Annotated in this window: 23 protein-coding genes and 1 riboswitch; of the genes, 12 read left to right on the plus strand and 11 right to left on the minus strand. The window is 72.5% G+C overall.

Features of this window, described 5'->3' with window-relative positions; genetic code table 11:
- The first annotated feature begins 9 nt into the window (after positions 1–9).
- Both ACFC1X_RS11805 and ACFC1X_RS11810 read left to right on the plus strand, forming a co-directional pair.
- The gene (locus ACFC1X_RS11805) at positions 10–1,515 is read left to right on the plus strand and encodes a peptide MFS transporter (RefSeq protein ID WP_376351512.1); all 1,506 of its coding nucleotides are present in this window, start codon (positions 10–12) and stop codon (positions 1,513–1,515) included.
- A 28-nt stretch (positions 1,516–1,543) separates the two neighbouring features.
- Positions 1,544–3,547, plus strand: coding sequence for a CocE/NonD family hydrolase (locus ACFC1X_RS11810; protein ID WP_376351514.1), 2,004 nt, complete (start codon positions 1,544–1,546; stop codon positions 3,545–3,547).
- A 48-nt stretch (positions 3,548–3,595) separates the two neighbouring features.
- Here ACFC1X_RS11810 and ACFC1X_RS11815 read toward each other — a convergent pair whose 3' ends face one another.
- The 3 genes from ACFC1X_RS11815 to ACFC1X_RS11825 form a co-directional block, all read right to left on the minus strand.
- The gene (locus ACFC1X_RS11815) at positions 3,596–4,960 is read right to left on the minus strand and encodes an APC family permease (RefSeq protein ID WP_376351516.1); all 1,365 of its coding nucleotides are present in this window, start codon (positions 4,958–4,960) and stop codon (positions 3,596–3,598) included.
- A gap of 140 nt (positions 4,961–5,100) precedes the next feature.
- Positions 5,101–5,316 carry an MbtH family protein gene (locus ACFC1X_RS11820; protein ID WP_376351517.1) on the minus strand — a complete coding sequence of 72 codons (216 nt, stop codon included), beginning with the start codon at positions 5,314–5,316 and terminating at the stop codon, positions 5,101–5,103.
- Between the two features lie 143 nt (positions 5,317–5,459).
- A complete protein-coding gene (locus ACFC1X_RS11825; RefSeq protein WP_376352145.1) occupies positions 5,460–7,295 on the minus strand; it encodes an RICIN domain-containing protein in 1,836 nt (611 codons plus the stop codon).
- A gap of 302 nt (positions 7,296–7,597) precedes the next feature.
- Between ACFC1X_RS11825 and ACFC1X_RS11830 the strand changes: the two genes are divergently transcribed.
- On the plus strand, positions 7,598–8,251 hold the full coding sequence (locus ACFC1X_RS11830; protein WP_376351520.1) for a TetR/AcrR family transcriptional regulator: 654 nt from the start codon (positions 7,598–7,600) through the stop codon (positions 8,249–8,251).
- 45 nt (positions 8,252–8,296) lie between these two features.
- Here ACFC1X_RS11830 and ACFC1X_RS11835 read toward each other — a convergent pair whose 3' ends face one another.
- The gene (locus ACFC1X_RS11835; RefSeq protein WP_376352148.1) at positions 8,297–8,692 is read right to left on the minus strand and encodes a RidA family protein; all 396 of its coding nucleotides are present in this window, start codon (positions 8,690–8,692) and stop codon (positions 8,297–8,299) included.
- A gap of 136 nt (positions 8,693–8,828) precedes the next feature.
- On the opposite strand from ACFC1X_RS11835, the gene ACFC1X_RS11840 reads away from it, so the two are divergent.
- The gene (locus tag ACFC1X_RS11840; protein WP_376351523.1) at positions 8,829–9,800 is read left to right on the plus strand and encodes a helix-turn-helix transcriptional regulator; all 972 of its coding nucleotides are present in this window, start codon (positions 8,829–8,831) and stop codon (positions 9,798–9,800) included.
- Between the two features lie 21 nt (positions 9,801–9,821).
- Here the strand turns inward: ACFC1X_RS11840 and ACFC1X_RS11845 are convergent, their stop codons facing one another.
- Both ACFC1X_RS11845 and ACFC1X_RS11850 read right to left on the minus strand, forming a co-directional pair.
- The gene (locus tag ACFC1X_RS11845; protein ID WP_376351526.1) at positions 9,822–10,355 is read right to left on the minus strand and encodes a GNAT family N-acetyltransferase; all 534 of its coding nucleotides are present in this window, start codon (positions 10,353–10,355) and stop codon (positions 9,822–9,824) included.
- 49 nt (positions 10,356–10,404) lie between these two features.
- The gene (locus ACFC1X_RS11850) at positions 10,405–11,097 is read right to left on the minus strand and encodes an SDR family NAD(P)-dependent oxidoreductase (protein ID WP_376351529.1); all 693 of its coding nucleotides are present in this window, start codon (positions 11,095–11,097) and stop codon (positions 10,405–10,407) included.
- A gap of 98 nt (positions 11,098–11,195) precedes the next feature.
- On the opposite strand from ACFC1X_RS11850, the gene ACFC1X_RS11855 reads away from it, so the two are divergent.
- A complete protein-coding gene (locus ACFC1X_RS11855; RefSeq protein WP_376351531.1) occupies positions 11,196–11,804 on the plus strand; it encodes a TetR/AcrR family transcriptional regulator in 609 nt (202 codons plus the stop codon).
- Positions 11,805–11,888: 84 nt separating this feature from the next.
- Here the strand turns inward: ACFC1X_RS11855 and ACFC1X_RS11860 are convergent, their stop codons facing one another.
- Positions 11,889–12,491 carry a TetR/AcrR family transcriptional regulator gene (locus tag ACFC1X_RS11860; protein WP_376351533.1) on the minus strand — a complete coding sequence of 201 codons (603 nt, stop codon included), beginning with the start codon at positions 12,489–12,491 and terminating at the stop codon, positions 11,889–11,891.
- Between the two features lie 125 nt (positions 12,492–12,616).
- Between ACFC1X_RS11860 and ACFC1X_RS11865 the strand changes: the two genes are divergently transcribed.
- A complete protein-coding gene (locus tag ACFC1X_RS11865; RefSeq protein ID WP_376351536.1) occupies positions 12,617–14,080 on the plus strand; it encodes an amidase in 1,464 nt (487 codons plus the stop codon).
- Between the two features lie 18 nt (positions 14,081–14,098).
- Here ACFC1X_RS11865 and ACFC1X_RS11870 read toward each other — a convergent pair whose 3' ends face one another.
- Positions 14,099–14,710 carry a DUF998 domain-containing protein gene (locus ACFC1X_RS11870; protein ID WP_376351538.1) on the minus strand — a complete coding sequence of 204 codons (612 nt, stop codon included), beginning with the start codon at positions 14,708–14,710 and terminating at the stop codon, positions 14,099–14,101.
- Between the two features lie 29 nt (positions 14,711–14,739).
- On the opposite strand from ACFC1X_RS11870, the gene ACFC1X_RS11875 reads away from it, so the two are divergent.
- Both ACFC1X_RS11875 and ACFC1X_RS11880 read left to right on the plus strand, forming a co-directional pair.
- Positions 14,740–14,949: a hypothetical protein gene (locus ACFC1X_RS11875; RefSeq protein ID WP_122617925.1), complete on the plus strand. Its 210-nt coding sequence runs from the start codon at positions 14,740–14,742 to the stop codon at positions 14,947–14,949.
- Between the two features lie 25 nt (positions 14,950–14,974).
- Entirely contained in the window at positions 14,975–15,595 is a 621-nt protein-coding gene (locus tag ACFC1X_RS11880; protein ID WP_376352151.1) for a dihydrofolate reductase family protein, read from the plus strand.
- Between the two features lie 61 nt (positions 15,596–15,656).
- Here the strand turns inward: ACFC1X_RS11880 and ACFC1X_RS11885 are convergent, their stop codons facing one another.
- Positions 15,657–16,298: a superoxide dismutase gene (locus ACFC1X_RS11885; RefSeq protein WP_376352154.1), complete on the minus strand. Its 642-nt coding sequence runs from the start codon at positions 16,296–16,298 to the stop codon at positions 15,657–15,659.
- Between the two features lie 121 nt (positions 16,299–16,419).
- Positions 16,420–20,055, minus strand: coding sequence for a cobaltochelatase subunit CobN (gene cobN / locus ACFC1X_RS11890; RefSeq protein ID WP_376351541.1), 3,636 nt, complete (start codon positions 20,053–20,055; stop codon positions 16,420–16,422).
- A gap of 29 nt (positions 20,056–20,084) precedes the next feature.
- A riboswitch (cobalamin riboswitch) is annotated at positions 20,085–20,234 on the minus strand.
- 55 nt (positions 20,235–20,289) lie between these two features.
- On the opposite strand from cobN, the gene cobG reads away from it, so the two are divergent.
- Genes cobG through ACFC1X_RS11905 form a run of 3 tightly spaced genes read left to right on the plus strand, consistent with a single transcriptional unit; the run spans position 20,290 to position 23,758 of the window.
- Positions 20,290–21,597 (plus strand): precorrin-3B synthase, encoded by a 1,308-nt coding sequence (gene cobG, locus ACFC1X_RS11895; RefSeq protein WP_376351544.1) that lies wholly within the window; start codon positions 20,290–20,292, stop codon positions 21,595–21,597.
- Positions 21,594–22,265 (plus strand): precorrin-8X methylmutase, encoded by a 672-nt coding sequence (locus ACFC1X_RS11900; RefSeq protein ID WP_122617922.1) that lies wholly within the window; start codon positions 21,594–21,596, stop codon positions 22,263–22,265. Before cobG ends, ACFC1X_RS11900 begins: the two co-directional genes overlap by 4 nt.
- Positions 22,262–23,758, plus strand: coding sequence for a precorrin-2 C(20)-methyltransferase (locus ACFC1X_RS11905; protein WP_376351548.1), 1,497 nt, complete (start codon positions 22,262–22,264; stop codon positions 23,756–23,758). Before ACFC1X_RS11900 ends, ACFC1X_RS11905 begins: the two co-directional genes overlap by 4 nt.
- Here ACFC1X_RS11905 and ACFC1X_RS11910 read toward each other — a convergent pair.
- Complete coding sequence (locus ACFC1X_RS11910) at positions 23,743–24,525, minus strand: cobalt-precorrin-6A reductase (protein ID WP_376351551.1); 783 nt, start codon at positions 24,523–24,525, stop codon at positions 23,743–23,745. The genes ACFC1X_RS11905 and ACFC1X_RS11910 overlap by 16 nt on opposite strands.
- A 59-nt stretch (positions 24,526–24,584) precedes the next feature.
- Here ACFC1X_RS11910 and ACFC1X_RS11915 point away from each other — a divergent pair, with 59 nt between their 5' ends.
- Entirely contained in the window at positions 24,585–25,703 is a 1,119-nt protein-coding gene (locus ACFC1X_RS11915; protein WP_376351553.1) for a cobalt-precorrin-5B (C(1))-methyltransferase, read from the plus strand.
- Positions 25,704–25,716: the final 13 nt, after the last annotated feature.

Raw genomic sequence — 25,716 nt, forward strand, 5'->3', positions numbered from 1 at the left:
ACAGGACCCATGACAGACCGTGCCCACCCCGTGACGGCCGACGACGAGCAGCCGCCGGCGGGGGACGACCGTGCCTTCTTCGGACAGCCGAAGGGTCTGCTCACCCTGTCGGGCCTGGAGGTCTGGGAGCGTTTCTCGTTCCTGGGCATGCAGGCGATCCTGGTCCTGTACTTCGCCGACTCGGTGGCGAACGAGGGCCTGGGCATGGACGCGGGCACCGCCGCGTCGGTGTCGGCCGCCTACGGCACCCTCGTCTACCTGGTCTCCGTCGGCGGCGGCTGGCTCGCCGACCGCATCCTCGGCTCCTACCGGGCGGTGCTGTGGGGCGGCGTCCTCATCGCCCTCGGCCACTACTCCATGGCCGTGCCCACCGCCACCATGACCTGGGTCGGCCTGGGCCTGATCAGCGCCGGCACCGGCCTGCTGAAGCCCAACGTGGCCGCCATGGTCGGCAAGCTCTACCGCACGGACGACGACCGCCGTGACGCCGGCTTCGCCCTCTACTACATGGGCATCAACATCGGCGCCTTCGCCGGTCCGCTGATCACCGGCTGGCTCGGCGAGCACCAGGGCTGGCACTGGGGCTTCTCGGCCGCCGCGTTCGGGATGACCCTGGGGCTGATCCAGTACGTCGTCGGGCGGCGGCACCTCGCCGGGCGCAAGCACGCCGCCGAGTTCGCGCTGGCCCCGGCGGCGATGCGGCGGGCCGTGTGGCTGATGGTGGGCGGGACCCTGGCCTTCGCCGCGCTGTGCGGGCTGCTCGCTGGGGTCGGCTGGCTGACCATGGACCGCTTCGTCGACGTGCTCACCCTCGCCTCGGTGGTCGCGCCGGCCGTCTACTTCTGGATCATGTTCACCAGCCCCCGGGTCACCACCGAGGAGCGGGGCCGGCTGCGGCCCTACATCGTGCTCTTCCTGGCCTCGGTGGTCTTCAACTTCATCCTCTTCCAGGCGTACTCGACGATGATGCTGCTCGCGTCGACGAACGCGAACACCAACATCCTCGGCTTCGACTTCCCGTCCAGCTGGTACGCCTCCGCGCTGGGTGCCTTCGAGGTGGCGCTGGCCCCGGTGGTCGCCGCCGTCTGGGTGCGGATGGGCCGCCGCCAGCCGCACGCCTCCAACAAGATCGCGTTCGGGGTGATCCTCGGCGGCCTGTCGTTCCTGCTCATGGTGGTGCCGACCGCGGGCCACGAGGGCACCGACTACCGGATGGCCGCCTGGTGGATCGTCGGCTCCTACCTGCTGCTCGGCCTCGGTGACGTGCTCCTGGAGACCTCGGGCCTCTCGGCCAGCAGCAAGCTGGCGCCGAAGGCGTTCTCCAGCCAGACCATGGCCCTGTGGTTCCTGTCGCTGGCCCTCGCCAACGGGATCCAGGCCCAGGTCGTGAAGATCTACGACGACGTGTCCCACCCCGTGTACTTCGGCGTCAACGGCGGCATCGCGGTCGTGCTCGGCCTGGTCGTCGTCGCCCTCGCGCCGTGGCTGCGGCGCACCATGCACCCTGTCCACTGACCACCGGCACGCCGGAAGGTACCGCCCCATGCGCATCCGCACGGACTTCCCGTACGAGACGACCCACGAGGACATCCGCATCCCGCTGCCGGACGGCACCCGGCTCTACGCGCGGATCTGGCGGCCGGTCACCGAGGAGCCGGTCCCGGCCCTGCTGGAGTACCTGCCGTACCGCCTCAGCGACTGGACGGCGCCCCGCGACAGCCAGCGTCACCCCTGGTACGCGGGACACGGCTACGCCTCCGTGCGCGTCGACGTGCGCGGGCACGGCAACAGCGAGGGCCTGCCCGGCGACGAGTACGACGCCACCGAGCTGGCCGACGGGGTGGCGGTCGTCGAGTGGCTGGCCGCGCAGCCCTGGTGCAGCGGCAAGGTGGGCATGTTCGGGATCTCCTGGGGCGGCTTCAACTCGCTCCAGATCGCCGCGCTCGCCCCCGAACCGCTGAAGGCCGTCGTCACCGTCTGCTCGGCGGACGACCGGTACGACAACGACGTGCACTACATGGGCGGCTCCGTCCTCGGCGTCGACATGCACGCCTGGGCCGCCACGATGCTCGCCTTCGTCTGCCGCCCGCCGGACCCGGAGTACGCCGGGGCGGAGTGGCGGGAGATGTGGCTGCGACGGCTGGAGTCCGTCGACCCGTTCATCCACACCTGGCTGGCCCACCAGCTCCGCGACGACTACTGGAAGCACGGCAGCGTCTGCGAGGACTACTCCGCGATCGACGCCGCCGTCCTCGCCGTCGGCGGCTGGCACGACCCGTACCGCGACACCGTGCTGCGGCTCGTGGAGCACCTGCCCGACGACCGGGTGCGGGGGCTGATCGGGCCGTGGTCGCACCAGTACCCGGACCGCGGCCTGCCGCCGGGCCCGCCGATCGGCTTCCTCCAGGAGACGCTGCGCTGGTGGGACCAGCACCTGAAGGGCGAGGACACCGGCGTCATGGACGAGCCCCGGCTGCGCTCCTGGATCAGCGAGTCGCACCGGCCGGCCACCGTCTACCCCGAACTGCCGGGCCGCTGGGTCGGCGACCCGTCCTGGCCGTCCCCGTACGTCACCCCCACCACCCATGCCCTCGGCGGCGACGCGGTCGTCGTACGGTCCCCCCAGCACACCGGCGTGGACGCCGGGCGGTTCTTCCCCTTCGGCAACGACGCCGACCTGCCGCCCGACCAGCGGGAGGAGGACGGCCGCTCGGTGTGCTTCGAGTTCCCCGTCGCCGACGCCCCCATCGAGATCCTGGGACGCCCCGAGGTCACCCTGCGCCTGCGGATGGACGTGCCGTACGGGCAGGCCGTCGCCCGGCTCTGCGACGTCGCGCCGGACGGCTCGTCGACCCTGGTGACCCGCGGCGCGCTCAACCTCGCGGCGCGCGAGGGCCGGGACCGCAACGTGCCGTGGACGCCGGGGGCCACGGAGACGGTGACCTTCCGGCTCAACGGCATCGGTCACACCTTCCCCGCCGGACACCGCATCCGGCTCGCCGTCTCCTCGGCGTACTGGCCGTGGATCTGGCCGCAGGCCGGTTCCGACGGCTTCGTCCTGGAGCCGGCCGGCTCGGCGCTCGAACTCCCCGTGCGGAACGCCGGGGAGCACCCCGAGGACACCGGCATCCGCTTCGAGACCCCCGAGCAGTCCGAGCCCTTGCAGGTGGTGTCACCGGCGACACTGGAGGAGGAGCGCCCGGAGCGGCTGGTCGTGCGGGACGTGGCCAAGGGCGAGTGGCGGCTGGAGGTCGACCCGCGCTACGGCGGCACGCGCGTGTACCCGGACGGTCTCGAGTTCGCCGAGGACGCGCTGGAGACCTACACCGTCCGGGAGGACGACCCGCTGTCGGCGCGGGCCCGGTCCGAGTGGACCGTGCGGCTGCACCGGCCGGAGCGGGGCTGGGACGCGCGGGTCGAGACCCGGTCGGAGATCACCTGCGACGCCGACGACTTCGTCACGTCGAACGAGGTGGTGTGCCGGGACGGCGAGGACGTCGTCTTCCACCGCACCTGGGAGCGGCGCATCCCCCGCGTCGCCCGCTGACCCCTCCGGCCGCCGGACGGTCCGGGGCGGTCAAAGGCGGTGGCTCACTCACTCCTCGCCCCGGGCCTTCATCACCGTCTTGTTCAGCGCCCACAGCCCGATGCCGATGGCGACGAGCACGCCCGCGCGGATGTACACGTCCGCGGGCCGGTCGGAGAGCGGGCTGGCCAGGGTCAGGGAGGTGATCGCGCCCAGTACCGGCAGGACGGTGGGCGTGCGGAAGTGCTTGTGCTCCACCGGGTCGCGGCGCAGGACCAGGACGGCGACGTTGACGACCGCGAAGACGCACAGCAGCAGGAAGGCCGTGGTGTCGCCGAGGCCCGCGATCTCCCCGGTGGAGACCAGGCCGATGGCGAGCAGCGACACGAAGACGATGCCGACGACCGGTGTGCGCCGCCGGGGCAGGACGCGGCCGAGGGCGCGGGGCAGGATGCGTTCGTTGGCCATGCCGTAGCAGAGGCGGGACGCCATCATGATGTTGATCAGCGCAGAGTTGGTGACCGCGAACAGGGCGATCAGCGCGAACAGCTTCGGCGGGAAGTCGAGTCCGCCGGCCTTGACGACCTCCAGCAGCGGTCCGCTGGAGTCCTCCAGCACGCGGTAGTCGACGAGGAGCGAGGAGATCAGGGCGACCAGGACGTAGATGGTGCCGGTGACGGTGACGCCGATGAAGATGGCGCGCGGGAAGGTGCGTGCCGGGTCCTTGGTCTCCTCGGCCATGTTGACGGAGTCCTCGAAGCCGACGAAGGCGAAGAAGCCCAGCGCCGTCGCGCCGAGCACGCTGGTGACCAGCGCGTAGCCGGAGCCGCCGGCCTCGAACTGGCCGAGCCGGGAGGGTTCGCCGTCCCCGGTGATGACCGCCCAGGCGCCGACGGCGAGGATCACGAAGAGGCCGGTCAGTTCGACCAGGGTGAGGACGACGTTGGTCTTCACCGACTCGGACACGCCGCGCAGGTTGAGGGCGGCGAGGGCGAGGATGAACAGGATCGCGATGAGCGTGGGCGGGAAGAAGTCCGTGAACTCGGAAAGGTAGTCGCCGCTGAAGGCCCGGGCCGCCGCGCTCGCCGAGGACAGGCCCGAGCACATCACCATGAAGGCGACGATGAAGGTGAGGAACGGCACCTGGAACGCCTTCTGCGTGTACAGCGCGGCGCCGGCGGCCTTCGGGTACTTGCCGACCAGTTCGACGTACGAGGCGGCCGTCAGGATGGCGACCACGAATCCGATGGCGAACGGCAGCCACAGCGCGCCGCCGACCTTGCCCGCGACCTGGCCGGTGGTGGCGTAGATGCCGGTGCCGAGGATGTCGCCGATGACGAAGAGGATCAGCAGCTTGGGGCCGATGGCCCGCTTCAGGGGGGTGTCGTCCGCTCCTCCCGGGGAGGCGGCGGCGTCGCTTCCGGCTTTGGTCACGAGATTCCCCCTGGGGCGGCTGACACGGACAAGGTGTCGACTGCCCTGCCGATCACCGAGTCATGCCCGCGCTTACTCCAGGCAGCCGCCTCGTCGCCTCGTTGGGGGTGGCGGGCACGAGGCCGCTCCGCAGGCGGGGGTCAGGCGTCGGACGCCATGCTCTCGATCAGGCTCCTGGGTCGCAGATCGGCCCAGTTCTTCTCCACGTACTCGAGGCACGCGGCACGGGTGTCCTCACCGTGGGCGACGGTCCAGCCGGCGGGCACCTCGACGAAGGAGGGCCAAAGGGAGTGCTGCCCTTCGTCGTTGACGAGTACCAGGTACACGCCGTTCTCGTCGTCGAACGGGTTGGTCACGACTCCTCCTTCGATTGAACTTAGGCGAGGCTAGCCTTAGTTCATAGCGGGAGGCAACACCGCACGTTCCGGAGGCCGCCCGCTCTTGGCCGGCGGCAGGCCGAGATGTCCGGGCCTGTCCGCCGGTCGCGGGAGCGTGCAGGTCAGCCGGTCAGGGTGAAGGTCTGGGCGGGCGACTGGGAGCAGGGCTGCTGGGAGAGGCGGGCTCCGTTGGCCGTGGAGGCGTTGTCGACGGTCAGGCACTTGGCGCTGTGGCGGGCGACGAAGCGGTACCGGTTCGCGGTGCCGGTGGGTTCGGGGCGCCACTGCTGGTTGGTGCCGCCCACGTAGTCCCACAGGTGGACGCGGGTGCCGTCGGCGGTGGCGCCGGAGCCGCCGTCCACGTCCCACGCCTTGCCGTTGTGGCGGTTGACGGCCTGGTAGTACCCGTCTCCGGTGGGGCGGAACTGCCAGGACTGGTTGGCGCCGGTGCCGCAGGCCCACTGCTGCAAGGCGGTGCCGTTCGCGGTCCCCCAGTCGGCGGCGTCGAGGCACGCGCCGCTGCCGGTGTTCACGACGCGGTACCAGGCGGCGGGGTCGATCGGACCGGTCGGCTCGCCCCCGGTGTCGCTCCACACGAAGGTGGCGACGGCCCCCGCGGGCAGGGTGTAGGCCAGCGACTTGCCGCCGTCGGTGAGGGAGAAACGCTGGGACGACGAGGCGGTGTTGACCACGTAGGCGACGCGGGAGCCGTCGGGGTTCTGGAAGGCGACGTTCTGCACGCCTCCCGCGCCCTGGCTGCTGGAACCGATGCGGGTGGCGCCGGGCTCGACGAACTTGCTCACGTGGCCGAGCACGTAGTACTCGGCGTTGCGGGTCACGTTGCCGCCCGCGATCTCGACCACGCCGTTGCACCGGTTGGTGCAGTGGCCCTGGTGGGGGCCGCCGTTCCGGTCCAGGGCGAGGTTCCAGGTGAGCACCGTCTCGCCGCCGTGGCGGAAGTTCTGCACGACGAGGTTCTCGGCGTGCCAGCGCAGGGTGTCGGCGAAGGTCCGGCTCGTGTCGGAGCTGTCGGTGCCGGAGCACTCGGTGAAGAAGACGCGCTTGCCGGCGTCGACGACCTGCTGCTGCGCGGAGACCTGTCCGCCGTAGCAGTGGAAGGCGGCCCCGATGACGCGGTTGATGCCCGCCGTGCGGGAGAACACGTCCAGCGGATAGTTCGGATGGTCCCAGTTGTGGTCGTAGGCCAGGATGTTGGTCGGCAGTCCGGCCGCCGTGAGTTTCGGGTCGAGGACCTTGAGGAAGTCGGCCTGCTGTGCCGACGTCATCGACATCGAGGGGTAACTGGTGGCGAACTCGGGCTCGTTCTGCACCGTGAGGTCGGTGAGTGCGAGGCCCTCCTGCTGGTACGCCCTGATCGCCTTGACCAGGTAGTCGGCGTACGCCGGGTAGTTCTCCGGCTTGAGGCTGCCGCCGTTGAGGGAGTTGCCGCTCTTCATCCACGCGGGCGGCGACCAGGGCGAACCCATGAAGCGGATCCGCGGGTTCACGGCCGTGGCCTGCTTGAGGACGGGGATGATCTCGGCACGGTCGCGGTCGATGGAGAAGCTGCCGGGGGTGTCCTCGTAGGAGTAGGGGCTGTTCGTCGCGTCGAAGTCGGTGCTGCCCAGCGGCTGGCGCAGGTAGTTCAGTCCGATGCCGTCACCGGCGGTGGAGAACAGCGACCGCATCAACTCGCCGCGCCTGTCCTGCGGGAGGCTCTGGACCAGGCGGGCGGAGGCGCCCGTCACGGACGTGCCCGCGCCCGTGAACCGCTGGCCCCTGCTGCCGGCGTCGATGCGGATGTCGACGGACTGCGGCGTGCCGGTGAAGGGGACGCTCCCCTCGGCCGCGAGCTTCTTGGTGCCGTCCGGTGTGGTGACCCACACCTGCGCGACGGGGTCGGCGGCCTGCGCGGTTCCGGACCCGGTGAGGCCCGCCCCGAGACCGGCGAGGGCCAGGGCGGCGGCGGCTAAGGCACGGGATCGGGAACGGGATCTCGGAAGGCGGGTTCTCGTACTGGTCGACACGGTGCGGATCTCCTTCGCTTCGGTGGGGAGCGGGGCGTACCGGCGGCCCGGAACGGCGGTGCGGAGGAGCGGCCCAGCCGGTCGGCACCCGGCGCGGAGAACGGAGCCTCAGCTGAATGACGGCGCCATGAAAGCACACCTACTAAGTACTTAGTAAGTGGCGTGCGTCACACTCGCGCAACCCGTTCGAAGACCACCGGTCGGGCCGCCGGACGGAACGTAGGCTGTCGCAGGTGAGCGACCAATCAGTGGGCAGGCCCACGCGCAGACCCAAGACCGGGCCCCGCACCCCCCGCAGCCCCGAGGCCCGGCGGCGCCAGCAGGACATCCTGGAGATCGCCACCGACACCTTCGCCGCCCGCGGCTACAACAACGCCTCACTGGCGGAGATCGCGGACCGCGCAGGACTGACCCAGGCCGGCGTCCTGCACTACTTCCGGTCCAAGGCGCTGCTGCTCACCAGCGTCCTCGAACTGCGCGACCAGGGGGACATCGAGCAGCTGGGCCCCGAGCGCCCGCGGGGCCTCGCCTTTCTGCGCCATCTCGTCGACACCGCCCTGCGCAACGCCGAGCGGGAGGGTCTCGTCCGGCTCTACGCGGTCCTGTCGGCGGAGTCCGTCACCGAAAAGCACCCCGCGCAGGCCTACTTCCGCGACCGCTACACCGGGCTGCGCGCCTTCGTCACCGACGCGCTGACCGAGGCCTGCGGCCTGGCGGAGTCGGACGCGGCCCGTGCGCACGACGCGGCGAACGCGATCATCGCCGTCATGGACGGACTCCAGGTCCAGTGGCTGCTCGACCCCGACTCCGTCGAGATGGCCTCCTCGACGGACCTGGTGATCCGCTCCCTGCTGACCACGCTGGCTCCGGAGCGCTTCTCCACCTGAGTCCGGCGTCCGGCGCGACCAGCAGGGGCGCGCGGCGGGGTCACGTCACGCGACGGCGGTTCCCTCCAGCTCGACCAGCTGGCCGGGGATCGCCAGTCGGGAGACGCCGAGCATCGTGGAGGTGGGCGCCACCCCTGCGGCGCCCAATCGCGCTGCCAGCACGCCGTAGTGCGGGAGCAGGAGATCGACGTCGGTCGTGTAGACGTTGAGCCGGACCAGGTTCGCGAGGGACATGCCCGCCTCGCCGAGCACGGCCTCCAGGTTGTCGACGCTCAGTGCCAACTGCGCGGCCATGTCGCCGTCGTGCTGGGGCTTGCCGTCGCCGTTCATCGCGGTCTGGCCCGAGATGTACAGGGTCCGGGTGTGCCCGGAGACGACCTCCCCCTGGTTGAATCCCAGGTCCTTCGACCAGGTCACCGGATTGACCGGGGTTCGTTCCACTGCCACGTCGGCTCCATTCGGTTCATCGGGAGTACGGACGACCGCCGGCCGGGTTGTCGCCGGCTTCGACGTTGTGTCAGCCAGCGTGCCAACGAATCACGACACCGATAGTCATGTACTCGGATAGAGTTCCCGCGTGCGCGCCGACCGGTTGGTCTCACTGGTGCTCCTGCTGCGTCAGCGCGGTCGGTTGACCGCGGACACGCTCGCTCGCGAGCTGGAGGTGTCCACTCGCACCGTGCTGCGCGACATCGAGGCGCTGTCCACGGCCGGCGTCCCGGTCTACGCCGAACGCGGCCGGCACGGCGGTTTCGCGCTGGCACCCGGTTTCCGGACCGAGCTCACCGGCCTCAACCACGACGAGACCCTCGCCCTGCTGACCACCGGATCGAGCCGCGGCGAGCAGGTGTTCGGCCTCGGCCCGGCGCTCGCTTCGGCCCTGCGCAAGGTGGTCGACTCGCTGCCCGAGAACCACCGGACCACCGCGAGCGACGCGGCGCAAAGGTTTCTCGTCGACCCGAAGACCGACCTGCTCTCCCGTCGGCTGCCGACCGAGCAGGTGCCCAACACCACGATGATCGAGGTCCGGCGCGCGGTGCTCGCCGGACACAAGCTGCGCATCCACTACGCGGCGGTGGACCAGAGCCCGCAGTGGCGCACGGTGGACCCGATCGGCCTGGTCACCGTGCGCGGCCAGAGCTACCTGCTGGCCACGCGATCGGGGGCGGACCGCACCTACCGGCTGTCCCGGATGCGGGCCGCCGAGGAACTCCCCGAAGCCGCGGAGCGGCCGGACCGGGTCGATCTGGACCGGATCTGGCGGGAACGTTCCGCGCGGTTCCTCGCCGGCGGCGACCACGTCACCGTGCTCGTACGGCTGAGCCCGGCGCGGCGCGAGGACCTGCTGGACACCGCGCTGGCCGTCCGCGCGGAAGAACCCGACGCGGACGGCCGGCTGCGGCTGGAGGTGACCTTCCAGGACACCCGGCACGCCGAGTGGGCGTTGTGGCAGCTCGGTACGGACGCGGAAGCCCTGGCCCCGCAGTCGTTGCGGACCGCCCTGCGCGACCGCGCCGCCGCGATCGTCGCCCGCTACGAGGACACGTGAGCCGGAAGACCGGGGCGTACCTCAGGCGTCGCGGGCGATGCGGAACAGCACGTTCGGACGCAGGGGGCCCTCGGGCGCATCCGGGTCGTCGAAGTCGTCGGCCGCGTCCCGGGTCATGCCGATCCTGCGCATCACCGCCTGGGAACGGACGTTGGTCGCCGTGGTCACGGCGAGGATCTCGGGCAGGTCCAGGACCTCGAAGCCGTGGGCCAGCACGGCCCGCGCGGCCTCACTGGCGTAACCCCGGCCCCAGGCCGACCGGGCGAGCCGCCAGCCGATCTCCACACCGGTGAACGGCAGCCCCTCCTCCACCTCGTCCAGCCCCGCGAAACCGATGAACTCGCCCGTGGCCCGGACCTCGACGGCCCACCATCCGTAGCCCCGCCGGTCGAAGTCGGCCTGGAAGCCGGCGACGGAGGCGTCACTCTGTTCACGGGTGAGCGGGTCGCCCAGGTGCTCTCGCACTTCGGGATCCGCGTTCATCGCCGCCCACGGTGCGAGGTCGGAGTCGCGCCAGCGGCGGAGGACGAGGCGATCGGTACGCAGTTCGGTCATGCGCCCAGCCAAGCCAGCCGTCCCTTGCGAAGCAATCCGATTTCCGCGCCTACCAGCGCAACTCCCCGTTCTCGTCCTGGAACGTCCCCGTCGGACCGTCCGCGCCCAGCGTCGCCAGCCGCACGATGGTCCTGGCGCTCTCCTGCGGTGTCCGGCCGCCTTCGAACCCCGCGGTCATGGTCATGTCGGTGGCGGTGAAGCCGGGCTCGATCGCGTTGAACCTGATGCCCGGGTGGGACTTGGCGTACTGGACCGTCAGCATGGTGGCCGCCGACTTGGAGGCGGAGTAGAGCGTGGTCGGCAGGTGGTATTCCGGCCGGTCGGGGTTGTTCACCGCCCAGAACGACCCGGCGCTGCTGGAGACGGTGACCACCGTGGGGTTCGATGATCTGCGCAGCAGCGGCAGCGCCGCCTCCGTGACGCGTACTACGCCCACCGCGTTGGTGTCGAACACCCGGAGAGCCGTGGGGCCGTCGAGGGCTCCGTCTCCCAGGATGCCCGCGTTGTGCACCAGGACGTCGAGCCGGCCCTCGGCCGCGTCGATCGCCGCCAGCGCGCCGCTCACCGACGCGTCGTCGGTCACGTCGAGTTGCACGAACCGCGCGCCGAGCGTCGCCGCGGCCTTCTCCCCCCGCTCGGCGTCACGCGCGCCGATGTAGACGACGTGACCCAGGTCCAGGAGCTGTCTGGCTGTCTCGAAGCCGAGGCCCTTGTTGGCCCCGGTGATGAGGGTGACGGTCATGAGTTTCCCATCGACGATCCCACTTCCGCATCGATCGATGCGGAATTAGCACCGTAGCACTTCTGTAGCGATCGATGCGGAAGAGATAGAGTGCGGGGGTGGAGACGAAACAGAGCTGCCCCGCCGGCCGACCGCGAGGGTTCGACACCGATCAGGCTCTCGAGCGCGCCATGCTGGTCTTCTGGGAGCACGGCTACGAGGGAGCGAGCCTGTCCTGCCTCACGCGCGCCATGGGCATCTCCACCACCAGCATGTACGCGGCCTTCGGCAACAAGGAGCAGTTGTTCCGCAAGGCCCTGGAGCGCTACACCGGGGGCCCGAGCGCGTACCTGGCCCGGGCCCTGGAGGAGCCGACCGCCCTCGGCGTCGCGACCGCGATCCTGGCCGGCACCGTTCGCACCACCACTCGCCCGTCCCATCCGCAGGGGTGTCTGGGCGTCCAGAGCGCCCTGACGGCCAGCGACGCCGGGCGTGAGGTCCGTGAGCTGCTCATCGGCTGGCGCAACGACAGCCACGCGTCCGTCCGCGACCGGTTCCGGCGGTCCGTCGAGGAGGGCGACCTGCCTCCGGAGACCGATCCCGGGCTGCTGGCCCGCTGCCTCACCACCTTCGCGTTCGGCCTCGCCGTACAGGCCGCGAGCGGCGTCTGCCGCGACGAACTGCAGGAGGCGGCCGACGCCTTCCTGCGCACCTGGCCGCTCTCCTGAGGCCCCGGCAGGCCGGAAGCGGGGCGCGCGCCGTGACGGGGAATCAGTCGCGTGAGGGCGATCGCCTCGGCGGGCTGAGCCCCCTCAGCCGAGGGTGGCGTGCGGGTCCACGATCCCCTCGATGATCCTCAACAGCCGGTCCCCCGCCTGGTCGATGCTGCCGTTCTGTGTGCTGACCTGCGCGCCTTCCAGGAGGAAGGTGATCTGGGCCGCGGTCTGGTCGGGGTCCGGCATCCCGGCCTCGACACACATGGCGGTCAGCCTGCGTGTCTGGCGGGCCTTGTGTTCCTCGATCACCTGCCGTGCGGGGTGGGCGCGGTCGGGGAGTTCGGCGAGGGAGTTGATGAAGGGGCAGCCCCGGTGCGAGATCGCCGGGAGTCCCTCGGCGATGAAGCGGGCCAGGCCCATGATCTGCTCCTTCGGCCGGCCGGGATGGTCGGCCTCGACGCGGTCGAAGGCGGCCTGGTAGTCGGCAGCGACGATCCGCAGCCACTCCGCCACCAGGGCATCCTTGGTCGCGAAGTGCCGGTAGACCGCCATCTTGGTGGTCTCGGCCCTGTCGGCGATGGCCTGGACGCTCACGCGCCGGATCCCCTCGCTCTGGAAGAGTTCTTCGGCCGCGTCGAGGATGCGCTCGCGAGGGGGCAGCTTCGCCACCCTGCTCGGCCTTCTGACGGTCGATGTCATGACTCCTCCGCGGCGTCCGTTCGGCTGGGACCCTCTCACCTCCTGTTACGGTACCAGTCCGTCCCGGACGATACCGTTGGGTATCGTCCGGGACCGTCCGGTACCGACTCTCCTGTGGAGTGACGATGAAAGTGAACGAGTACGCGCGTCTCGACGCGGTCGGCCTCGCGCGGCTGGTGGCCCGGGGCGAGGTGACCCCCGCCGAACTCGAAGCGGCCGCACGCGAGGCCACGCTCGAGGTCAACGGGCGGGTCAACGCCGTCGTGGAGACCTGGCCCACCGACGACGAGCCGGCCCCGGGCGGTACGCCGCTGGCCGGGGTGCCCTTCCTGATCAAGGACATCGGAGTCACCATGGCCGGGAGGCGCTCGGAGCTGGGCAGCCGCCTCGCGGCCGGGAACGTCGCCCCCGCCGACTCCTTCCTGATGCGGCGCTTCCGCCGCGCCGGCCTCGTGACATTCGGCCGTACCGCGACGCCGGAACTGGCCTACAGCATCACCACGGAGCCCCTGCTGTACGGTCCGACCCGCAACCCGTGGGACCTGGAGCGCAGCGCGGGCGGATCCAGCGGGGGTGCGGGCGCGGCCGTCGCCGCCGGGGTAGTTCCGCTCGCCCACGCCACCGACGCCGCCGGCTCGCTGCGGATCCCCGCCGCCTGCAACGGGCTCTTCGGACTGAAGCCCACCCGCGGCCGCGTCTCCCTGGGCCCGGACGCCGACGAGACCTTCAACGGCCTCGCCGTGCAGGGCGGCGTGAGCCGGACCGTCCGTGACAGCGCGGCGCTGCTCGACCGCATCCTCGGACCGGAACCCGGCGACCCCTACGCCGCCCGACAGCCTTCCCGCCCCTACCTGGAGGAAGTCACCCGCGAGCCGGGTGCACTGCGGATCGGCGTCCTCACCCATGCCTGGGGCGGACGTCGCACCGCCCCGCCGGTGACCGACGCGCTCACCCGCACCGTGCGGCTGCTCGAATCGCTCGGCCACCGGGTGGAGGAGACCACGGTCGGTCTCGGAGCGGACTGGGAGGAGTTCGTGTCGGCCACCGCCCAGTTGTTCACGGCCAACCTCGCCGCCACGGTCGACGCCGTGGCCACCGCCTTCGGACGGCCGGCCGACGCCTCCACCCTCGAGCCGGCCACCCTCACGAGCTACCACTACGGACAGCGCGTCAGCGGCCCTCGGTTCGTCGCCGCCCTCGCGATACGCAACGCGGTCGCCCGGAGCCTGGGGCGGTACTTCGCCACCCACGACGTCCTTCTCACCCCCACCCTCCCGGAGCTTCCGATGCGGCTGGGCGCCTACACCGAGGGTGCGTCGGCGCTGGACGGAGCCGGCTGGATCGACCGGCTCAACGACCGTTCGCCGTTCACTCTGGCGTTCAACGTGGCCGGCAACCCGGCCATGTCCGTGCCGCTGACCGCCGACCCCGGGACGGGGCTGCCGATCGGCATGCAGTTCGCCGCCGACCACGGACGCGAGGACCTGCTCTTCCGCCTCGCGGGGCACCTCGAACGGGCCCGGCCGTGGGCGGACCGCACCCCCGCGGTCCGGGCCGGGAGCCATTCCGGCCGCGGCACCTCCCTGTGACCCCGACCGCCGCGAAGGCTACGGGCCGCCCGATGTCCGCCGCACCCGGTTCCCGGTGTGGCGGAGGCAGGAGGCGGCCACGATCAACGGCCACAACGCCTGCACGGCGGTCACGACCCGCTCCGCGATGCCGACGTCGCCCTGCCGGTGCATCTCGATCAGGAACCACGCCCCGCCGACCGCCATCAAGACCGTCACCGTGATCGAGGGCATCAGCCGCAGCGCCCAGGGGGCGGCAGAACCACCGTTGGCGGCGAGGACCGGCCACACCGCCAGCAGGGTGAATCCGACGACCGCCACCGCGCCGTGGCGCAGGGATCCCCCGCTGCTCGGCGCGGGAAGCACCACCACGCCCAGGGCGGCGAGACCGCCGCCGGCCAGGGCCACCCGGCCGGCGGTGGCGGCGGCCCGCAGCCCCCAGGCGGTCAGCAGATGGCAGGCGCCCAGGGCGAGGAACGCCGCCGACATCACCCAGAATCCCGGGGCTCCGTAGGCACCCAGGACGCTGATCGTCTGGGAGACGGGGTCGTAGGCAGGCCCTTCGAACAGCGCCGCGCCCGTCCAGCCTCCGATCAGCAGGACGGGCGCGCACCCTGAGGTGAGCAGGACCCATCTGGGGACAACTCGCATCAAACAAGATTAAAGCGGAACCTGGAGGCATGGCCAGGCGTCCCGTGGTGGTGGGCCGGCCGTCCCCCAGCGGCGGTCGGCGGGTCCGTGCGGACGGCGAGATCCTCGGACTGGCGTACGGCGTGCGGGATGTCGAGGAGTTCCTGCGGCGGGCCGGGCTGGAGGACGTCGACGTGGAGACCTCGGACCTGATCGAATGGCGCGGCGGAGGTCCGGAGGTCTGGTCGGTACGGACGTAGCGACCCTCACGACGAGGAGAGTGCCATCACCACACACACGGGCAAGGTGATCTGCGACATCACGGTCACGGCCGACGGGTACGCGGCTGGGCACGGCCAGAGTGAGGAACGCCCGTTCGGCGACGACGGCGGGGACGGCTCGGGCGAGAAGCTGCACGCCTGGATGTTCGACACGCCCGACGAGAACAGGGCAGAGCTGGACCGGATGGCCGCCGCCAAGGCGTTCATCATGGGACGCAACATGTTCGGTCCGGTCCGGGGCGAGTGGGACCGGCCGTGGAACGGCTGGTGGGGCGACGATCCGCCGTTCCACGCACCGGTGTTCGTCCTCACCCACCACGCGCGCGAGCCGCAGGCGATGGCCGGGGGCACGACGTTCCACTTCGTCACCGACGGGATCGAGTCGGCGCTGGCACAGGCACGGGCGTCGGCCGACGGCGGCGACGTCCAGGTGCAGGGCGGCGCGACCACCGTCAACCAGTACCTCGCGGCCGGCCTGATCGAGGAGCTTCGGCTGCACATCGTGCCGCTCACGCTCGGCGCCGGCACCCGGCTCTTCGACGGTGTCCCGTCGCTGCGGCTGGAGCAGGTGGCTTCACGCGCGGCGACCCAGGTCACGCACGTGACCTACCGCGTGCTCTCCTGACGCGGAGGGCCCCCGGCCGGGTGGAGTTCCCGGCCGGAGGCCCCGCGTCCGAGCGGTGCGGTCACGGAGTGAGCAGGAGGCTGTCGCCGCGCTCCTTGGCGGCGGCGTAGCGCTTGGCCACGTCCTGCCAGTTGACGACGGCCCACATGGCGTCGATGAAATCGACCTTCTGGTTCTTGTACTGCAGGTAGAAGGCGTGCTCCCAGGCATCGAAGACCAGGACCGGCGTGGAGCCCTGGCCGACGTTGCCCTGGTGGTCGTAGACCTGCTCGACGATCAGACGGCCGCTCAGCGGCTCGTACGCCAGCACACCCCAGCCGGAGCCCTGCGTGGTCGCGGCCGCCTTGGTGAGCTGCGCCTTGAAACCTGCGAAGGAGCCGAACGACTCGGTGATGGCGTCGGCGAGGTCGCCCACGCCGTCGGCGGCCAGCGGCTCACCGCCGCCCGAACCGGTCATGTTGTGCCAGTAGATGGAGTGCAGGATGTGCCCGGAGAGGTGGAAGGCCAGGTTCTTCTCCAGGCCGTTGATCGACCCCCACTGCTCCTTGTCCCGCGCCTCGGCGAGCTGCTCCAGCGTGTCGTTGGCGCCCTTCACGTAGGCCGCGTGGTGCTTGTCGTGGTGCAGCTCGATGATCTGCGGATTGATGACCGGCTCGAGTTCCGAGTAGTCGTAGGGAAGCTCCGGGAGCGAGTACACCGCCATGTCCAACATCCTCCGACGTTATTGCCAATGATGTGCAGTTGCACGCTAACAGCGTCAGTGGTGATTGTTGATCAGCCGTTGGTCCTAGGTCCGGCGTCGTGCACCCGCCCCCGACGGGGCGTCAGTCCTCCCCCTCCAGATCGCCCTCGGTCTCCAGGTACACCTGCCGCAGGGCTTCCAGGACGGCCGGGTCGGGCTTCTCCCACATGCCGCGCGACTCCGCCTCCAGCAGGCGCTCGGCGATGCCGTGCAGGGCCCAGGGGTTGGCCTGCTGGAGGAACTCGCGGTTGGCGGGGTCCAGGACGTACGCCTCGGTGAGCTTGTCGTACATCCAGTCCGCGACCACGCCCGTGGTGGCGTCGTAGCCGAAGAGGTAGTCGACGGTGGCGGCGAGTTCGAAGGCGCCCTTGTAGCCGTGGCGGCGCATCGCCTCGATCCACTTGGGGTTGACCACGCGGGCGCGGAAGACGCGGGAGGTCTCCTCCACCAGGGTGCGGGTGCGGACCGTCTCCGGGCGGGTGGAGTCGCCGATGTACGCCTCGGGGGCGGTGCCGCGCAGCGCGCGCACGGTGGCGACCATGCCGCCGTGGTACTGGAAGTAGTCGTCGGAGTCGGCGATGTCGTGCTCGCGGGTGTCCGTGTTCTTGGCCGCCACGGCGATCCGCTTGTACGCCGTCTCCATCTCGTCGCGCGCAGGGCGGCCGTCGAGTTCGCGGCCGTAGGCGTAGCCGCCCCAGACGCTGTAGACCTCGGCCAGGTCGGCGTCGGTGCGCCAGTCGCGGGAGTCGATGAGCTGGAGCAGACCGGCCCCGTAGGTGCCGGGGCGGGAGCCGAAGATGCGGGTGGTGGCGCGGCGTTCGTCGCCGTGTTCGGCGAGGTCGGCCTGGACGTGGGCGCGGACGTGGTTGGCCTCGGCCGGTTCCTCCAGGGACGCGGCCAGGCGTACCGCGTCGTCGAGGAGGCCGACGGTGTGCGGGAACGCGTCGCGGAAGAAGCCGGAGATGCGCAGGGTGACGTCGATGCGCGGGCGGCCCAGCTCCTCGTACGGGATGGCTTCGAGGCCGGTGACGCGGCGGGAGGCGTCGTCCCAGACGGGGCGCACGCCGAGCAGCGCGAGGACCTCGGCGACGTCGTCGCCGGCGGTGCGCATGGCGCTGGTGCCCCACAGGGACAGGCCGACGGAGGTGGGCCATGCGCCATTGTCGGTGCGGTAGCGCTCCAGGAGGCTGTCGGCGAGGGCCTGGCCGGTCTCCCAGGCGAGGCGGGAGGGGACGGCCTTGGGGTCGACGGAGTAGAAGTTGCGGCCGGTCGGCAGGACGTTGACCAGCCCGCGCAGGGGTGAACCGGAGGGTCCCGCGGGGACGAAGCCGCCGTTCAGGGCGTGCACGGCGTGGTCGATCTCGGCGGTGGTGGCGGCGAGCCGGGGGACGACCTCGCGGGCGGCGAACTCCAGTACCGCGGCGACCTGTTCGCCGTGCTCGGACGGTACGGCGGCGGGGTCCCAGCCGGCGTCGTCCATGGCCTGGACCAGTGCGCGGGCCTGCTCCTCGGCGGCGTCGGCCGTGGTGCGGGTGGCGGCGGACTCGTCGAGGCCGAGGGCTTCGCGCAGGCCGGGCAGGGCGGTGGTGCCGCCCCAGATCTGGCGGGCGCGCAGGATGGCGAGGACGAGGTTGACCCGGTCGGCGCCGGCCGGCGGGTTGCCGAGGACGTGCAGTCCGTCGCGGATCTGCGCGTCCTTGACCTCGCAGAGCCAGCCGTCGACGTGCAGCAGGAAGTCGTCGAAGCCGTCGTCGTCCGGGCGGTCCGCCAGGCCAAGGTCGTGGTCGAGCTTGGCGGCCTGGATCAGGGTCCAGATCTGGGCGCGGATCGCCGGGAGCTTCGCCGGGTCCATGGAGGCGATCTGCGCGTACTCGTCGAGGAGTTGCTCCAGGCGCGCGATGTCGCCGTAGGAATCGGCGCGGGCCATCGGCGGCACGAGGTGGTCGACGAGGGTGGCGTGCACGCGGCGCTTGGCCTGGGTGCCCTCGCCGGGGTCGTTGACGAGGAAGGGGTAGATCAGGGGCAGGTCGCCGAGGGCGGCGTCGGGGCCGCAGGCGGCGGACAGGCCGGCGTTCTTGCCGGGCAGCCACTCCAGGTTGCCGTGCTTGCCCAGGTGGATCATCGCGTCGGCGCCGAAGCCGCCGTCCTCGGCCCGCGCGGCGATCCAGCGGTAGGCGGCGAGGTAGTGGTGGGAGGGCGGCAGGTCGGGGTCGTGGTAGATGGCGATGGGGTTCTCGCCGAAGCCGCGCGGCGGCTGGATGAGGATCAGCAGGTTGCCGCGGCGCAGGGCGGCGAGCACGATGTCGCCCTCCGGGTTGCGGCTGCGGTCGACGAACATCTCGCCCGGTGCCGGGCCCCAGTGTTCCTCGACGGCCGTGCGCAGCTCGCCGGGCAGGGTCGCGTACCAGCGCTTGTAGTCGGCGGCCGGGATGCGCACCGGGTTGCGGGCGAGCTGTTCCTCGGTGAGCCAGTCCTGGTCGTGGCCGCCGGCCTCGATGAGCGCGCGGATCAGTTCGTCGCCGTCGCCCGAGGCGAGGCCCGGGACCTCGGCGTCGGTGCCGGCGCCGAAGTCGTAGCCCTCCTCGCGCAGTCGGCGCAGCAGGGCCACCGCGCTGGCGGGGGTGTCCAGGCCGACGGCGTTGCCGATGCGGGAGTGCTTGGTCGGGTAGGCGGAGAGGACCAGGGCGAGGCGTTTGTCGGCGGCCGGGATGTGCCGCAGGCGGGCGTGGCGTACGGCGATGCCGGCGACGCGGGCGGCGCGCTCGGGGTCGGCGACGTAGGCGGGGAGGCCGTCCGCGTCGATCTCCTTGAAGGAGAACGGCACGGTGATCAGGCGGCCGTCGAACTCGGGGACGGCTATCTGGCTGGCGGCGTCCAGCGGGGAGACGCCCTCGTCGTTGCTCTCCCAGTCGGCGCGGGAGCCGGTCAGGCACAGGGCCTGGAGGATGGGGACGTCGAGGGTGGTGAGGGCGCCGGCGTCCCAGGACTCGTCGTCGCCGCCGGCGGACGCCTCGGCGGGCTTGGTGCCGCCGGCCGCGAGGACGGTGGTGACGATCACGTCGGCCGCCCGCAGGTCCTCGATGAGTTCGGGCTCGGGGGCGCGCAGCGAGGCCACGTAACGGGGCAGCGGCCGTCCGCCGCCGTCCTCGACCGCGTCGCACAGGGCGTGCACGAAGTCCGTGTTGCCGCTCATGTGGTGGGCGCGGTAGTAGAGCACGGCCACGGTCGGGCCGTCCGCGTCCGGGCGCGGCGCGCGCTCCAGCGGGCCCCAGGTGGGGGCGGGCGTCGGCGGGTCGAAACCGTGGCCGGTGAGCAGCACGGTGTCGGAGAGGAAGCGGGCGAGCTGCTCCAGGTTGGCGGGGCCGCCGTGGGCGAGATAGGCGTGGGCCTCCGCGGCGAGGCCGACGGGGACGGTGGAGGCCTCCATCAGCTGGGCGTCCGGGGCCTGTTCGCCACTGAGCACCACGACGGGGCGGCCGTCGGCGAGGAGCAGGTCGAGACCCTCGCGCCAGGCACGCAGGCCGCCGAGGAGGCGTACGACGACCAGTCCGACGCCGTCGAGCAGGGCGGGCAGGTCGTCGAGCGGGAGGCGGGCGGGGTTGGCGAACCGGTAGGTGACCGGGCCGGTGGCGGCGCGGGCGCTCAGCAGGTCGGTGTCGGACGTCGACAGGAGCAGGATGCTGGGGTGCGAGGCACGCTCCCCGGACGAATGCGGCATGCGGCGTCTGCCCTTCCTCGGGGTCCGCGCCCCGGGCGGTGAGAGACGGCGGGAGTTTCTGACTCGTCCGGCCCCTCAGGGTGGCCGGACTCACAGTGGCGGGACCGCGCCGGATTCACACCGGGCTTCCTCCCCTGTCGCCGTCTGGCGGCGGGCGGACCGGATGATCCACCCAGGAGCATAGTAAGGGTCCCGCCGAGAAGGGCGGGGGGTGCCACCGGTGTGATGGTCGGTATGCTCGCCGCCATGTCCTCGGCGCTCCCTTCCATATCCTCCCAGGCCACAGCGGTCTCACGGGACCGTGGTGACGCCTGCCCGGGGACGCTGCGGCTGCACGCCGCCGACGACGGTGCCCTCGCCCGCGTACGGATACCCGGCGGGGTCCTGGGCGTGGAACAGGCCGAGGCGCTGGCGGACGCGGCCCGGCGGCTGGGCGACGGGGACCTTCATCTGACGTCCCGGGGCAACGTGCAGCTGCGGGGGCTGCGCGACGGCTGCGGCGGGGAGCTCGCCGGGCTGCTGGACGCGGCCGGGCTGCTGCCCTCGCCGGGGCACGAACGGGTGCGCAACATCGTCGCCTCACCGCTGTCCGGCCTCGACGGGCGCGGTCTCCGGGACGTACGGCCCTGGCTGTCGGCCCTGGACGCCGCGTTGTGCGCGAGTGAGCGGGCGCGGGAGCTGTCGGGCCGGTTCCTGTTCGCGCTCGACGACGGGCGCGGGGACGTGACCGGGCTCGGCGCCGACGTCACCGTGCGGGCGGTCGGCGACGACGACGCGCTGGTCGCGCTGGGCTCGGTGGACGACGCCTGGCGGGTGGCCGCGGGCGAGGCGTCCCGGGCGGCGCTGCTGGCGGCCGAGGCCTTCCTCGACGTCGCGCGCGAGTCCGGGGCGCGGGTGTGGCGGGTGGACGAACTCGCCGTACCGGCGCGTGTCCTGACGCGGGCGGTGGACCGCCGTCTCTCCGAGGCGGGAGTCGCCCACGTCAAGGAGCGGACGCACACCACCCGCACGGACGGGCCTCCTCCCGGGCTCGTCGGGGACGCCCTGTGCGTGCACGTACCGCTGGGCCGTCTCACCGGCCCGCAGTGGCGGGAGCTGACGCGCGTCGCCGCCCTGACGCGGGACGCCGAACTGCGGTTGACGCCGTGGCGCGGCGTCGTCGTCCCCGTCGGGGGCCTGGGCGCGACGGACACCGCCGACGCCCTCGCCCTCCTCTCCGCCGCCGGTCTCGTCACCGACGCCGCCTCCCCCTGGCCGCGCGTCGGCGCCTGCATCGGCCGCCCGGGGTGCGGGAAGTCCCACGCCGACGTGCGGGCCGACGCGGCCGACAGCCTGTCCGCCGCGGGCAGGTCCCCGCTCCCCCTGTACTGGTCCGGCTGCGAACGCCGTTGCGGCCACCCGCGGGGCGAGCGGATCGACCTGGTCGCCGTCCCGGAGGGGGGCTACCGCCTCACCGTCGGCCCGCCTGGCGGACCGACACGCACCACGGTCCTGACGGACCCCTCCGATCTCGCCACCGCACTGGCGGCGATCACCCCATGAGCCGTACGACGACCGAGAGCAGCGGGAAGAGCACCGTGACCACGCACGCATACGAGAAGGACGGAGCGGCCATCTACCGCCAGTCCTTCGCCACGATCCGGGCGGAGGCGGACCTCACGGGGCTGCCCGCCGACGTCAGCCGGGTCGCCGTCCGGATGATCCACGCCTGCGGCATGGTCGACCTCGTGCGCGACATCGGCCACACGCCCACGGTGGTGGCCCGCGCCCGCGAGGCCCTGCTGGCCGGTGCGCCGATCCTCTGCGACGTGCAGATGGTGGCCAGCGGTGTGACCCGCAAGCGGCTGCCCGCGGACAACGAGGTGCTGTGCACCCTCTCCGACCCGGCCGTCCCGGGGCTGGCGGCGGAGCTGGGCACCACGCGCAGCGCCGCCGCGCTGGAGCTGTGGCGCGACCGCCTGGAGGGCTCCGTGGTCGCCGTCGGCAACGCGCCCACCGCCCTCTTCCGGCTCCTGGAGATGATCGAGGAGGGGGCACCGAGGCCCGCGGCCGTCATCGGCGTGCCCGTCGGCTTCATCGGCGCCGCCGAGTCCAAGGACGCCCTGGCCGCCCACCCCTCGGGCCTGGAGCACCTGGTCGTCCGGGGCCGTCGCGGAGGCAGCGCCATCGCCGCCGCCGCACTCAACGCGATCGCGAGCGAGGAAGAATGAGCGGCAAGCTGTACGGGGTCGGGCTCGGTCCCGGCGACCCGTCCCTGATGACCGTGCGCGCGGTCGAGGCCATCGCCGAGGCGGACGTGATCGCGTATCACAGCGCCCGGCACGGACGGTCCATCGCCCGCTCCATCGCGGAGCGGCACCTGCGCGCCGTCCACGTCGAGGAACGGCTGGTCTACCCGCTCACCGTCGAGACCACCGACCACCCGGGCGGCTACCAGGGCGCCATGGACGACTTCTACGCCGAGGCGTCGGCGCGGCTCGCCGCCCACCTCGACGCGGGCCGCACGGTCGCCGTCCTCGCGGAGGGCGACCCGCTCTTCTACGGCTCCTACATGCACATGCACAAGCGGCTCGCCGACCGGTACGACACCGAGGTGATCCCCGGTGTGACGTCCGTGTCCGCCGCCGCGGCCCGGCTGGGCACGCCGCTCGTCGAGGGCGAGGAGGTGCTGACCATCCTGCCGGGCACGCTGCCCGAGGAGGAGCTGACGGCCCGGCTCGCCGCGACGGATTCGGCCGTGGTGATGAAGCTGGGCCGTACCTTCGCCAAGGTGCGCCGCGCGCTGGAGGGGTCGGGACGGCTCGCCGGGGCGCGGTATGTCGAGCGGGCCACGATGGCGGGAGAGCGCCTCGCGGAGCTGGCCGACGTGGAGGCCGAGTCGGTGCCCTACTTCTCGGTGGCGGTGCTGCCGAGCCAGGTGGACGCCGAGCCGCCGGTGCCGGAGCCGGGTGCCGTCGGGGAGGTCGTGGTCGTCGGGACGGGGCCGGCCGGGCCGTTGTGGCTGACGCCCGAGACGCGGGGCGCGCTCGCCGCCGCCGACGACCTGGTCGGCTACACCACCTACCTGGACCGTGTCCCGGTCCGGGCCGGTCAGCGGCGCCACGGATCGGACAACAAGGTGGAGGCCGAGCGCGCGGAGTTCGCGCTGGGGCTCGCCCGGCGGGGGCGCCGGGTCGCGGTCGTCTCCGGCGGCGACCCCGGGGTCTTCGCCATGGCCACGGCCGTGCTGGAGGCCGCCTCGGCCGAGGAGCACGCGGACGTTCCGGTGCGGGTGCTGCCCGGGGTGACCGCCGCCAACGCGGCCGCCGCCCGCGCGGGGGCGCCGCTCGGGCACGACTACGCCGCCCTCTCGCTGTCCGACCGGCTCAAGCCGTGGGAGGTCATCGCCGAGCGGCTGCGGGCCGCGGCCGGCGCCGACCTGGTGCTGGCGCTGTACAACCCGGGTTCCGGCAGCCGGACCTGGCAGGTCGGCAAGGCCCGCGAGCTGCTCCTCGAGCACCGGGCGCCGGACACGCCCGTCGTGGTCGCCCGGGACGTGGGCGGTTCCGGCGAGCGGGTGCGGATCGTGCGGCTGGCGGACCTGGATCCGGCCGAGGTCGACATGCGCACGATCCTGCTGGTCGGCTCGTCCCAGACCCGGGTGGTGCGGCGCGGCGACGGCGAAGAGGTCGTGTGGACGCCCCGCCGCTACCCGGAGACGTGAGGGGCGCCCGGCGGCCGACGCCTCGCGTGTGCCTCCCGGACCCACCGCGCCGCCTCCCGGGGCCCGCTCACGACCGGCACGCCCCCGGGCACCGGCGGCCTGCGCACCACGACCACCGGCACCCCGGCCTCACGGGCGGCCGCCAGCTTCGGCGCGGTGGCCTCTCCCCCGCTGTCCTTGGTGACCAGGACGTCGATCCGGTGCCGGCGCAGCAGCTCGCGCTCGCCGTCGAGGGTGAACGGGCCGCGGTCGAGCAGTACCTCCATGCGGGGCGGACGCGGTGCGTCGGGCGCGTCGACCGACCGCACGAGGAACCACAGGTCGCGCAGACCGGCGAAGGCGGCGAGACCCATCCGGCCGGTGGTGAGGAAGATCCGCCCGCCGAGCTCGGGGAGCAGCGCGGCGGCCTCCGCGAGGGACCCGGCCTCGTGCCAGTCGTCCCCGTCCACCGGCGCCCAGCCGGGGCGGCGCAGGGCGAGCAGGGGAACCCCGGCGGTGGCGGCGGCCCGCGCGGCGTTGAAGCTGATGGTGCCGGCGAACGGGTGGGTGGCGTCGACGAGCAGGTCGACGGTGTGCTCGCCGAGCCAGACGGCGAGCCCCTCGGCTCCGCCGAAGCCGCCGACGCGCACCTCCCCGGGCGGCGTCCGGGGCGCGGCCACCCGACCGGCCAGGGAGTTCGTCACGCGGAGCCCCGACAGGGGTTCGGCCGCCAGGAGTTCGGCGAGCCGGCGGGCCTCCGTGGTGCCGCCGAGGATCAGTACGTGCACGGCAGGGTCGTTCCCTTTCTGCGGTTTCGTCCCTCGACCGGGATCCGGGTGAGCGGGACGTGAGCGGCGAGGCCAGGGGCGGTCGCGGCGCCCAACTCAAGCACACCGGTCTGCGTCCCGGCTGGACCACGGGTGCCTGCGCGACGGCGGCGACGACCGCCGCGTACACGGCGCTGCTGGCGGGTGACTTCCCCGACCCGGTGACGATCACGCTGCCCAGGGGACAGACGCCGTCCTTCGTGCTCGCGGCCGAGGAGCTGACCGACGGGTACGCGATGGCGGGGATCGTGAAGGACGCGGGCGACGATCCGGACGTCACGCACGGGGCGCTGGTCCGGGCGACGGTACGGCGGCTGCCCGCCGGGGCCGGGGTGGTCTTCCGCGCCGGCCCGGGCGTGGGCACGGTCACCCGCCCCGGCCTGCCGCTGCCGGTCGGCGAACCGGCCGTCAACCCCGTGCCCCGGCAGCTGATGCGCGACCACGTCGCACGCGTCGCCGAGCGGTACGGCGGCAGCGGCGACGTCGAGATCACCGTCTCCGTCGACGACGGCGAGGAGATCGCCCGCTCCACCTGGAACCCCCGGCTCGGCATCCTCGGCGGCCTCTCCGTCCTCGGCACCACCGGGATCGTGGTGCCGTACTCGTGCTCGGCGTGGATCGACTCGATCCGGCGCGGGGTGGACGTGGCCCGTGCGGCGGGGCGTACGCATGTCGCGGGGTGCACCGGCTCCACCTCGGAGCGGACGGTCGTCGAGGAGTACGGGCTGCCCGAGGACGCGCTGCTGGACATGGGCGACTTCGCGGGTGCCGTGCTGAAGTACGTACGCCGTCATCCCGTGGACCGCCTGACGGTGTGCGGGGGCTTCGCGAAGCTCTCCAAGCTGGCCGCCGGCCACCTCGACCTGCACTCCGCGCGCTCCCAGGTCGACAAGGGCTTCCTCGCCGGGCTCGCCCGACGAGGCGGCGCCGACGAGGCCCTGGCCGCCGAGGTGGCGGGGGCCAACACCGGGCTCGCCGCCCTCCAGCTGTGCCGGGCGGCCGGGGTGCCGCTGGGCGACCTGGTGGCGAGGGCGGCCCGCGACCAGTCGCTGGCCGTGCTGCGCGGGGCGCCGGTCGCGGTCGACGTGATCTGCGTCGACCGCGCGGGGACGGTGGTGGGCCGCAGCGGGGTGGCCTGAACGCGGGACAGGG

This window comes from Streptomyces sp. NPDC056128 (genome assembly GCF_042263835.1).
In the GTDB taxonomy this organism is placed as follows: Bacteria; Actinomycetota; Actinomycetes; order Streptomycetales; family Streptomycetaceae; genus Streptomyces.

What these genes read in the sequence shown, in the direction of transcription:
- ACFC1X_RS11850 (WP_376351529.1), bottom strand. Translation starts at nt 11,097, where the DNA reads ATGACCGTCACCCTCATCACCGGGGCCAACAAGGGCCTCGGCTTCGAG.
- ACFC1X_RS11905 (WP_376351548.1), top strand. Translation starts at nt 22,262, where the DNA reads ATGAGCGGCAAGCTGTACGGGGTCGGGCTCGGTCCCGGCGACCCGTCC.
- ACFC1X_RS11875 (WP_122617925.1), top strand. Translation starts at nt 14,740, where the DNA reads ATGGCCAGGCGTCCCGTGGTGGTGGGCCGGCCGTCCCCCAGCGGCGGT.
- ACFC1X_RS11885 (WP_376352154.1), bottom strand. Translation starts at nt 16,298, where the DNA reads ATGGCGGTGTACTCGCTCCCGGAGCTTCCCTACGACTACTCGGAACTC.
- ACFC1X_RS11900 (WP_122617922.1), top strand. Translation starts at nt 21,594, where the DNA reads ATGAGCCGTACGACGACCGAGAGCAGCGGGAAGAGCACCGTGACCACG.
- cobG (WP_376351544.1), top strand. Translation starts at nt 20,290, where the DNA reads ATGCTCGCCGCCATGTCCTCGGCGCTCCCTTCCATATCCTCCCAGGCC.
- ACFC1X_RS11860 (WP_376351533.1), bottom strand. Translation starts at nt 12,491, where the DNA reads ATGACATCGACCGTCAGAAGGCCGAGCAGGGTGGCGAAGCTGCCCCCT.
- ACFC1X_RS11810 (WP_376351514.1), top strand. Translation starts at nt 1,544, where the DNA reads ATGCGCATCCGCACGGACTTCCCGTACGAGACGACCCACGAGGACATC.
- cobN (WP_376351541.1), bottom strand. Translation starts at nt 20,055, where the DNA reads ATGCCGCATTCGTCCGGGGAGCGTGCCTCGCACCCCAGCATCCTGCTC.
- ACFC1X_RS11845 (WP_376351526.1), bottom strand. Translation starts at nt 10,355, where the DNA reads ATGACCGAACTGCGTACCGATCGCCTCGTCCTCCGCCGCTGGCGCGAC.
- ACFC1X_RS11865 (WP_376351536.1), top strand. Translation starts at nt 12,617, where the DNA reads ATGAAAGTGAACGAGTACGCGCGTCTCGACGCGGTCGGCCTCGCGCGG.
- ACFC1X_RS11805 (WP_376351512.1), top strand. Translation starts at nt 10, where the DNA reads ATGACAGACCGTGCCCACCCCGTGACGGCCGACGACGAGCAGCCGCCG.
- ACFC1X_RS11870 (WP_376351538.1), bottom strand. Translation starts at nt 14,710, where the DNA reads ATGCGAGTTGTCCCCAGATGGGTCCTGCTCACCTCAGGGTGCGCGCCC.